Annotated in this window: 9 protein-coding genes; all 9 read left to right on the forward strand. The window is 58.9% G+C overall.

Annotated features, from left to right (window positions below; all coding sequences use genetic code 11):
* Position 1: 1 nt before the first annotated feature.
* The 9 genes from EN925_RS12000 to EN925_RS12045 all read left to right on the forward strand — a co-directional run bounded on the left by EN925_RS12000 (position 2) and on the right by EN925_RS12045 (position 8,749).
* Positions 2-565 (forward strand): helix-turn-helix domain-containing protein, encoded by a 564-nt coding sequence (locus tag EN925_RS12000; RefSeq protein ID WP_164894184.1) that lies wholly within the window; start codon positions 2-4, stop codon positions 563-565.
* 155 nt (positions 566-720) lie between these two features.
* Complete coding sequence (locus EN925_RS12005; RefSeq protein WP_127367419.1) at positions 721-1,074, forward strand: hypothetical protein; 354 nt, start codon at positions 721-723, stop codon at positions 1,072-1,074.
* A 119-nt stretch (positions 1,075-1,193) separates the two neighbouring features.
* Positions 1,194-1,445 carry a type II toxin-antitoxin system prevent-host-death family antitoxin gene (locus tag EN925_RS12010; protein WP_024505312.1) on the forward strand — a complete coding sequence of 84 codons (252 nt, stop codon included), beginning with the start codon at positions 1,194-1,196 and terminating at the stop codon, positions 1,443-1,445.
* Positions 1,446-1,456: 11 nt separating this feature from the next.
* Positions 1,457-1,891 carry a type II toxin-antitoxin system VapC family toxin gene (locus EN925_RS12015; protein WP_338101684.1) on the forward strand — a complete coding sequence of 145 codons (435 nt, stop codon included), beginning with the start codon at positions 1,457-1,459 and terminating at the stop codon, positions 1,889-1,891.
* A gap of 517 nt (positions 1,892-2,408) precedes the next feature.
* Positions 2,409-4,046, forward strand: coding sequence for a methyl-accepting chemotaxis protein (locus tag EN925_RS12025; protein ID WP_027163542.1), 1,638 nt, complete (start codon positions 2,409-2,411; stop codon positions 4,044-4,046).
* Between the two features lie 23 nt (positions 4,047-4,069).
* A complete protein-coding gene (locus tag EN925_RS12030; RefSeq protein ID WP_064994983.1) occupies positions 4,070-4,537 on the forward strand; it encodes a chemotaxis protein CheW in 468 nt (155 codons plus the stop codon).
* Positions 4,534-5,775, forward strand: coding sequence for a protein-glutamate O-methyltransferase CheR (locus EN925_RS12035; RefSeq protein ID WP_064994979.1), 1,242 nt, complete (start codon positions 4,534-4,536; stop codon positions 5,773-5,775). The genes EN925_RS12030 and EN925_RS12035 overlap by 4 nt, the downstream gene beginning before the upstream one ends.
* On the forward strand, positions 5,775-6,479 hold the full coding sequence (locus EN925_RS12040) for a chemotaxis protein CheW (protein WP_128336565.1): 705 nt from the start codon (positions 5,775-5,777) through the stop codon (positions 6,477-6,479). The genes EN925_RS12035 and EN925_RS12040 overlap by 1 nt, the downstream gene beginning before the upstream one ends.
* Positions 6,476-8,749: a hybrid sensor histidine kinase/response regulator gene (locus EN925_RS12045; protein WP_064994977.1), complete on the forward strand. Its 2,274-nt coding sequence runs from the start codon at positions 6,476-6,478 to the stop codon at positions 8,747-8,749. Before EN925_RS12040 ends, EN925_RS12045 begins: the two co-directional genes overlap by 4 nt.
* Positions 8,750-8,850 lie beyond the last annotated feature (101 nt).

Genomic DNA, 8,850 nt, shown 5'->3' on the forward strand with positions numbered 1-8,850 from the left:
GCTGCAACCACTCAGCTTCTATCCCGCAGGCGCGGAAATCTACGCCCAGGGCGAGAAGGCCGGAGGCTTCTACCAGGTGGAGTTCGGCGCCGTCCGCGTCTACCGCCTGCTTGCTGACGGCCGCCGGCAGATCAGTGCCTTTCATCTCGCCGGAGAGACATTCGGCTTCGAAGCCGACACGACGCACCATTTCTTTGCTGAAGCGGTCAATTCCACCGGTGTCCGCGTCTTCCGCCCCACAGCTGGAGCGGATATGTCCCATCAGTTGCTGCCTCTGGCGCTGAAGGGGTTGACCAGAGCGCAGGAACACCTGCTGGTCCTCGGTCGCCAGAGCGCCATCGAACGCGTCGCCGCGTTCCTGGTCGACCTGTCGGAGCGCCAGGGCGGATTGCGGCAGGTCGAACTTCCGATGTCGCGCATGGATATCGGCGATTATCTTGGCCTCACCATCGAGACGGTATCGCGGATCTTCACCCGGCTGAAGGACAAGGGCGTCATCCGCCTGCTCAGCCTGCGCAGCATCGAAATCGTCAGGCATGATGCGCTTCATGCGATGAGCGAATGAGCTGCGCTCCGACTCCTGGATGGTACAAGCACTTCAGACCATTTGACAGCGGGGCAACAAGAGCAAGATAGCAGCGCGGAGGACATCTGTTATGCCGCTGGAAGATTGAGGAAACAGCGGCAAGTCTATCGGCGTTCAGGCTTCGGGAGGAAGGCATGGACCGGCACATGGCCACATTGCGTGCAGACCGTGTTCAAGCATCGATCACGTCGGATGCCGCTGAAAAATCGGCGCTGGTCGATTCGTGGCGGCGCTCGGCCTCGTTGCACAGGCTGGTTCCTGCAGGCCAGAAATCACCCCGGCGGCTAACCGACATCGAATTGAGCGTCGCCGGGCAGAAGGTCGAGCCGCTGCTCGCTGCCGCCCAGTCCAGTCTTGACAGGCTCTATCTGCCGTCGGCGGTGTCGGCTGCTGCGTGTTGCTGGCTAATCGCGATTGTGTCGGGGTCGATCGCCGTACTTTCCAGATCAACGGGGAAGACGCGGTTTTCGGGATTAGCCCTGATGTGAGATGTCAGCCTGCCAACTGGCGGCAGATCGAGCGCCGGAGGCGCACCGATCCGTCCTGACTCCTTGCCAAAACTCGCTCCATAATTTATATGACCACTTTAGTCACGGGAGCAATCATGATGAAAGAGATTCAGCTCAAAGACGTCAAGGCTACGTTCTCACATGTGGTCGACGAAGCGGTTGCGGGCACACCGACGGTCGTCACCCGTCACGGCAAAAGAGAGGCTGTCGTAATCAGCTATTCGGAATACGAACGCCTTTCCCGTGTGCCGTCGCTGGGTTGGCTGCTCACAAACTCGCCCCTGGAGGAAGCTGACCTGCCAGCGCGAAGCCGAAAGCCCGCACGGGCTCTGCGCGATCCGGCGTTCTGACATTGTACCTTTTGGACACGAATGTCGTCAGCTTGCTTGCCCCTTCAAAACGCAGGACGCCCTCCGATGAGAAACTAGCGGCCTGGATAGTCGAGCGATCGTCCGACCTTTGGCTCTCCGTAATCACCTTGGCCGAGATCGAGGACGGCATCGCGAACGCCAAGCGAACCGGTGCCACCAAGAAGGCGGGCGCGCTCGCTGAATGGTGGGGAGAAATCCGTCACTACTACAGTAGCCGCATCCTCCCTCTTGACCTCGAAACGGCAACAATAACTGGGCAACTCATGACAGTCGCTCGGGCCGCTGGCATCTCACCTGGTTTCGAGGACATCGCTATTGCTGCAACAGGCATGCAACACGATCTGATCGTGCTCACGGACAACGAGAAGGATTTCAGGCCGCTCGGCATTCGGCATCAGAATCCGTTCATCGGGCTTCCAGAATAGGCGGACGGCGACCGATGGGCGCCTCCAGCATGACCATGCGATGACGTAGGCGGGGTTATGCGACGCTGGGCGAGTCTGATGGCGGTGCACCGGACTTCCTGGATCGACCAGCGGCCAGCGTATATTTGTGCCCCTTCAAGGTTCATAGGCCTTGTTGCCTATGGGCTGTCCAGGTTGTTTGCTTCAAAGGCCCAACGCTGACAGGGCCTTGGACGTGAGGTGAGAGCTTCATCGTCATTGAATACCTTTCTCATCGACGTCCAACGAGACGGTAACAATCAGTCATCCACCCACCTTGACGCGGGCGTGCCGCCCAGCGGATGTCGGGCTGATGTGCGCCGACGGAAGACGTGTCCTCGACCGTCACTTCTGGCGAGCGGCATCGCCATCATTAGTGATGGAACGGAAAAGAAACCATTCAGCGTCAGACTACCGCTTTTCGACGCACCTTTTTCGAACACGTCGGAACGAGCGCTTGTCGCGCAGCCCACGATGCCCCCATTGGTGAATCGGATCCATGAAGAGTCTGACAATACGCCACCGCATCCTCGTCAGTTTCGCTGCCGTTCTGGTGGTCATGTCCGTGATCGCCGTCATCGCGTACGCCTGGTTTCTTCAGGCGGGGCAGGAGGCGACTGAGGTCGAGAAGGGCATCCTTCCAGACCTCTATCACAGCACCGCGATCATGATGGGCCAGATGACGGCCCATAGTCTGCTTCAGGAATATGCCCTTCAGGACAACCCATCGGATAGAAGCACGCTTGAAAGCGCGATCACGACCAATCGCGACCAAGTGCAGCGGTCGATGGGCGACTATGAAGCAACAATCGTCTCCGACATCGACAAGCAGAATTATGCAGTCGTCAAAGAACTCGCCAACCAATTTCGTCTGGCTGAAACTGCTGTGCTGGACACAAGCCGGGCTGCCTTGTCGAAAGGTGAAACTCCCAATGAAAGCCTGGCCATCAAGAACACCGTAGAGCCGATCTTTGTAAAGTTGCAGTCCGCTCTGCAGGCCATGGTTGAGGATCACAGAGGCGAGGCAAACAGCGCGACGCAGCGGATCAGCTCGATCGTTAGAACGGCCGAAGTCGGTTTGAGCGTTGGCTTGTTGATAGCCCTCGGACTAGCCCTTCTTTTGGGTTACCAGCTGTTTCGCGCCATTACAGGTCCGCTCACTCGTTTGGTCAACGCGGTTCAATTGATGCGGCAAGGCGACTTCAGCGAACGCCTCGATCTGAGGCGCCGAGACGAATTCAGCGTGCTTGCCGACGGCTTCAACGCAATGGCGGACGATCTCACAACCCTCATTGGTCAGGTTCAAAGGTCCAGCATACAGGTCGGCACATCGATAACTGAGATCGCCGCCACCTCCAAGCAACAGCAGGCAACTGCGACTGAAATCGCAGCGACCACAACAGAAATCCGCGCGACAGCCAAGGAGATCTCCGCCACGTCAAACGAGCTCGTCCGCACGATGAACGAGGTCTCGACAGTTGCCGAGCAAACTGCTGCCGTCGCCGGCGGAGGGCAAGCGGGGCTAACCCGTATGGAAGAAACCATGCAGCAGGTCATGGAAGCGGCCGGCGCGATCAATTCCAAACTCGCGATCCTGAGCGAGAAAGCCGGCAGCATCAATCAGGTGGTGACGACCATCACCAAAGTGGCCGATCAGACGAACCTTTTGTCGCTCAACGCTTCCATAGAGGCTGAGAAGGCCGGCCAATATGGCCGGGGCTTTGCAGTGGTGGCGACGGAAATCCGAAGGCTCGCGGACCAGACAGCTGTCTCCACATACGATATCGAGCAGATGGTCAAGGACATCCAGTCGGCAGTCGCGGCCGGGGTGATGGGCATGGACAAGTTTTCCGAGCAGGTCCGCCGGGGTATGCAGGAAATCCAGCAGGTCGGCGGGCAACTCTTCGAGATCATTCAGCAGGTTCAGGGGCTGGTGCCACGTTTCGAAGTCGCCAATGAAGGCATGCAAGCGCAGGCGACCGGCGCGGGGCAGATCAGCGACACGCTAACGCAGCTGAGTGAGGCAGCTCAGCAAACAGTCGAATCCCTTCAGCAATCGACGCTCGCGATCGACGAGCTCAATCAAGTCTCAGGCGGCATGCGAAGTAGCATTTCGAGGTTCAAGCTGAGAGCGTAGCGAGCCGGCAGTAGGGGGTGACAATGCTATTTCTCGCCTTCAGCATGGGTCCGGATCGCTACTTGATCGATGTCCACCAAATTGAAGAGGTGCTGCCTCGTCTCGATGTGAAGGTCCTGCCGGGTGCGCCAACCGGTGTGGTGGGTCTGGTCAGCTACAACGGAATACCCATCCCGCTGATCGATGTTACTCTTCTTGCGCTTGGCCGGCCGTCGGAGCGCTTATTGAGCACCCGGATCGTTGTGACGCGCTATCACGCGCATGATGGCGAGCAGCGCCTGCTGGGACTGATCGCGGAACGGGTGACGGATACGCTTGAGCGAGACCCTGCCGACTTCGCGCCGTTCGGACTTGAACCAGGAACCCCGCCCTATCTTGGGCCGGTGGCTTCCGATGGTTCGGAGATCATTCAGCGGGTCAAAGTGGCATCGCTGCTTTCGGAAGAGATACGTACCGCATTGCTCCGCCAGTCAGCAATGGGTGATCAATGACCGGCGCAATTGAAAAGCTCCTGACGGAAACCATCGGACTGGACAGTGCCAGCGTTGGTCCGACAGTGGTCCGTCAGGCGGTCAGAGATCGGATGGCAGCATGCCGGATAACCAACCCTCAGACCTATAAGGAACACTTGACCGGTTCCTCACAGGAGTTGCAGGAGTTGATCAATGCGGTGGTGATCCCGGAGACCTGGTTCTTTCGCGACCGAGAAGCGTTCACGATGCTGGCGCGGCACGCGCGCGTGCACAAGCGTGCTCAGCCGATTAAAGTCCTGAGCCTGCCATGTTCAACCGGCGAAGAGGCTTACTCGGTCGCCATGGCCATGTTCGATGCCAGCTTTGAGGCGCACGAGTTCAAGATCGATGGTGTGGACGTCAGCAGCCGCAATATCGCGACGGCTGAACGCGCGATCTATGGGCGCAATTCGTTTCGCGGCAGCCATCTCGAATTCAAGGATCGCTATTTCGAAGCGGCCGAGAGCGGGTTGCGTCCTACAGCTGCGGTGCTGAAACAGGTTCGGTTCAGGGTAGGAAACCTGTTCGGCTCTCGCGCGTCTTTCAGGCAAGAAGTCTATGACATCGTGCTTTTCCGCAATCTGCTGATCTATTTCAATCGAGAGCTGCAGGATCGCGCGTTGATCTGCCTGAAGGACCTACTGGCCAAAGACGGACTCCTCCTGGTCGGTCCGGCGGAAGCAGCTCTTCCAAGGTTGCATGGCTTTATTTCCGCTGAATGGCCATTGGCCTTTGCCTTCCTGAAATCGGAGCCCGTCAAGACCACGGCGCCGACAGTTTCGGCCGCCATCCCGGTGCCGACGCCAACCCCGAAGGTCAACAAGAGCAAGCCTCTTCTTCGGCCCCGACCGACAATTGGCAATGAAGCCCGTGGACAGGCGCCGGCCAAGCCGCTTGCACAGGCCTCGGAAAGCCTCATCGCGGTTGAACGGATCGCCAATGCAGGACGGGTAAAGGAGGCACAGGAGGTCGCCCTGGCGCATCTCAAGGAATTTGGTCCTTCCGCGCAAATCTTCTACTTGCTGGGCCTCGTCCAGGATGCGGATGGCGCAGCACCCCAAGCCGCGCAAAGCTATCGCAAGGCGCTCTATCTCGCGCCAAATCATCGAGAAGCTCTCATCCATCTGGCTTTGCTGCTTCGCAAGCAAGGCGACCATAACGGCGCCGAGGCCCTGGCTGGCCGGCTAGGCCGGGTCCAGAAAAGGAGCGGCAGCTGATGGCGGCTTCGACAGGGATCGCTCAGCCGTTGGAGCAGATTGAAATCGACGACTGCTGGCGGCAAATAGGCGTACGGGGTGACAAGTCATGTCCGCTGCTGGAGCAGCATCTCCACTGCCGGAATTGCCCGACCTATAAGAAGATTGCACGACACCTCCTCGACCGTGCGGCTCCCTCGGTATATCGCGACGAATGGCCTGGTAACGCTGGTCGAGCAGGGATCGATCCGGCCGACGGCGAGGCGCTGCAGACGGCTGTTCTCTTCCGTTTGGGGGAAGAATGGATGGCACTTCCGGTCGGTATTTTTCATGAAGCGGCTGAATCTCGTCGCGTTCATTCACTTCCACATCGCAGAAACCGTGCACTGCTCGGTATTGCGAATGTCCGTGGTGAATTGCTCGTTTGCCTGTCCCTGGCTGAATTGCTCGGGATAGACGAGCGCAAGGAGGGGGAGCAAAGCACGCGAACCAAGGTATTTCGCCGCCTGGTTGTTGTGGGCGAGCGCGACAAGCGGGTTGCCTTTACGGTTGATGAGATCCACGGCTTACATCGCTATCGGGCACGCGACACTCTCGCTGTGCCAGCCACGATCGACAAGGCGCTGTCTGCGGCTACTGTTGCCGTTCTGCCCTGGCAGGGACGGGCCGTTGGTTGTCTCGACCCAGGACAACTGCTCACGATGCTGGATCGGAGCATGGCATGACAGATGAGGACTTCAGCCAGGTCTCGATGCTCAGCCTCTTCCAGGCCGAACTGGAGACGCAGTCGCAGGCACTAACGTCTGGGCTTCTGGCACTGGAACGCAATCCTGTCGCCGCCGATGCCTTGGAAGCATGCATGCGTGCCGCACATTCCCTGAAGGGAGCTGCCCGCATCATCGACCTGATGCCCGCGGTCAAAGTTGCAAATGCGATGGAAGATTGCCTGGTCGCCGCGCAACGTGGGCATCTGAGAGTGGGACGGGAGCATATAGATGCGCTCCTGCAAGGCTGTGACCTTTTGAAATTGATCGCATCGGGATCATCGAGCGAGCGCGCCAACTCAGAAATCGAAAGCTTTCTCGCGAAGTTTGAGGAATTGTCGCCCCCCGAGGCGAAGCCCGGGGCCCAAGATTTTGCAGCTGATTTCGCAACTCCAGATCATGCCCAGGAGCAACTGGCGTCGACCTCTTCAGCGAATCTCCTCGTTGGGGCGGTACCGCAAGCCCACGGCAGCATCGGCTCTGATAGAATGGTTCGGGTGACGGCAGACAGCCTGAACCGATTGCTCGGGTTGGCTGGCGAGTCGCTGATGGAAGCTCGGCGGCTCAGGCCATTCGCTGACGGGCTGCTAAGGCTGAAGCGACTTCAATCGGACCTCGCAAGTGCGTTCGACAATCTTCATGCAGTGCTGCCGCCGGTTTCAAATGATGCGCCGGTGGTGGAGGCGCTGGCTGAAGCGCAGCGAAAGCTTCGGTTGAGCCAAGCGTTCCTGGCGGAGCGTCTCGATGAATTGGATTCAGTGGATCGGAAAGCGACCGATCTTGCCAACAGATTGTACGACGAAACGTTGGCGAGCCGGATGCGGCCTTTCGAGGACGGCGTGAGACACTACGCAAGAACGGTCCGCGACCTCGGTCGTACCCTTGGCAAGCGGGCGCGACTGGAGATCGTAGGCGGCTCGACCGGCATCGACCGCGATATCCTCGAGCAGCTCGATGCCCCCTTGGGGCATCTTTTGCGCAACGCTGTAGACCATGGGCTTGAACCGCCTGAGGAGCGCCTCGCGATGGGGAAACCCGAAGAGGGGCTGATCAGGCTCGAAGCGAGGCACAATGCCGGGCTGCTGCAGATAGCCGTGGTGGACGACGGCAGGGGGATCGAGCTCTCGAAGCTGCGCGAGGCTGTCATCGCCCGACAGCTTGCGACCAGGGAAAGTGCTGACACACTCAGCGAAACCGAATTGCTCGCATTCCTGTTTCTGCCAGGCTTTTCGATGAAAGCGGGCCTTACCGACGTGTCCGGCCGTGGTGTGGGCCTCGATGCGGTGCAGGCGATGACGAAAGAGGTCCGCGGAATCACGAGCGTTTCCTCGGAATTTGGTCGTGGAACCCGGTTTCAACTGCAGCTGCCGCTGACGTTGTCAGTCCTGCGCACACTACTCGTCGAAGTCGATGGGGAGCCCTATGCGTTTCCACTCGCCGCCATCTCCAAGACAATGAGATTGCAGCGGATGCAGATCAACCTGCTGCAGGGCCGACCGCATTTTCGCTTGAACGATCGACAGATCGGGCTGGTGACCGCGCGCGAAGTGCTGGATCGAGGAGAGTCCGGATCGGAACCGGACGAACTCTCGGTCGTCGTCGTGGATGCAGGTCGGGGCGATGCGTACGGCCTGATCGTTGACCGTTTTCTCGGGGAACGCGAGCTGGTGATCAGACCTCTCGATCCACGGTTTGCCAAGATCAAGGACATCAGCGCAGCGGCCCTGATGGAAGACGGTTCGCCAGTTCTGATCTTCGACGTCGATGATCTGATCCGATCGGTGGAAAAGCTTGCATCGTCTAGCGGATTTAGGGCTCTTCGGCGCGCTGCGGGCGGTCCCGAACCGAGCAGACGCAAGCGCGTGCTCGTGATTGACGATTCACTCACGGTCCGCGAACTCCAGCGCAAGATGTTGGGCAATCACGGTTATGATGTCGAAGTGGCGGTCGACGGTATGGACGGGTGGAATGCCGTCCGGTCTGGTCCTTTCGATCTCGTCGTCACTGACATAGATATGCCGCGCATGGATGGCATCGAGTTGGTGAGCTTGATCAGAAAGGACGCCCATCTCAAGAACACACCCATAATGATCGTTTCATACAAGGATCGGGAAGAAGATCGCTCGCGCGGGCTTGACGCCGGTGCGGACTATTATCTGACCAAGAGTACCTTTCAGGACGAGGCGCTGATCCATGCGGTCGTGGACATGATTGGCGAGGCGACTGAATGAGATCGAAATTGGAAGCCAACGAATGAGAATCGGCGTAGTCAACGACATGCCGATGGCGGTTGAGCTTCTGCGCCGGCTGGTCTTGTCGACCGGCGAACATC

Origin of the sequence: Mesorhizobium sp. M7A.F.Ca.US.006.04.2.1 (assembly GCF_004022915.1) — a bacterium.
Lineage (GTDB): Bacteria > Pseudomonadota > Alphaproteobacteria > Rhizobiales > Rhizobiaceae > Mesorhizobium > Mesorhizobium ciceri.

Bases quoted from the DNA above. Each gene is read 5' to 3' on its own strand.
- EN925_RS12040 (WP_128336565.1), top strand. From the start codon at position 5,775: ATGGCGGCTTCGACAGGGATCGCTCAGCCGTTGGAGCAGATTGAAATC.
- EN925_RS12005 (WP_127367419.1), top strand. From the start codon at position 721: ATGGACCGGCACATGGCCACATTGCGTGCAGACCGTGTTCAAGCATCG.
- EN925_RS12045 (WP_064994977.1), top strand. From the start codon at position 6,476: ATGACAGATGAGGACTTCAGCCAGGTCTCGATGCTCAGCCTCTTCCAG.
- EN925_RS12030 (WP_064994983.1), top strand. From the start codon at position 4,070: ATGCTATTTCTCGCCTTCAGCATGGGTCCGGATCGCTACTTGATCGAT.
- EN925_RS12035 (WP_064994979.1), top strand. From the start codon at position 4,534: ATGACCGGCGCAATTGAAAAGCTCCTGACGGAAACCATCGGACTGGAC.
- EN925_RS12025 (WP_027163542.1), top strand. From the start codon at position 2,409: ATGAAGAGTCTGACAATACGCCACCGCATCCTCGTCAGTTTCGCTGCC.
- EN925_RS12010 (WP_024505312.1), top strand. From the start codon at position 1,194: ATGAAAGAGATTCAGCTCAAAGACGTCAAGGCTACGTTCTCACATGTG.